This is a genomic window from Mesorhizobium sp. BHbdii (assembly GCF_053848045.1).
The window spans coordinates 1-494 of sequence record NZ_JBSPKX010000149.1 but is presented as its reverse complement, the minus strand read 5'-3'; the positions used below and the strand labels follow the sequence as shown (position 1 = coordinate 494).

1 protein-coding gene is annotated in these 494 nt (G+C 59.9%); it reads left to right on the top strand.

What is annotated here, in order from left to right; translation table 11 throughout:
- Positions 1–213, top strand: a 213-nt coding sequence (locus ACWTU8_RS32325; RefSeq protein ID WP_455851311.1) for a hypothetical protein, incomplete at its 5' end; no start/stop codon positions are given.
- Between the last annotated feature and the right edge of the window lie 281 nt (positions 214–494).

Genomic DNA, 494 nt, shown 5'->3' with positions numbered 1-494 from the left:
CTCAAGACAGTGCTGGTGAGCACCGATAGAACGTATGCCTGCCCACCAAAGGCTGGCGCACCGCTCAGCCGGCGAATAGACCACATGGGGCACCCTCCAGTTCAAGCCGTCGTCGTCACGACGTTTCATTGTCCCGGTGTGATCGATCGAGAGTTGACCACCAAGCAAGATAGGCTGGCCTCACTTTGTTTGCGATTCCGCAAAGGCAGCTGACGGGACAGGCCTGCGGTGCCCGAGCCTGCGAAGTGGTGCTATTGTGACGGTCTATCCCGGAAGTTGCCATTCCGCTACTGGACCATAGCTGCGGGCTGCAACGCGCCGTCAATGCCCATGCACCGCGCGACCTCGGCCAGTCCGGCCGCGCCTCTAGTAGTTTGTCGAGATCGAACGACCTTTGCGCCTCATGTCGGCCATTGAAGTCTGGCTTGCCATAACCGGAAAATAGACATTGCTAGTGTCGACGGCGAGGTCGCCGTTGCGCCTCGAAGCGGGAC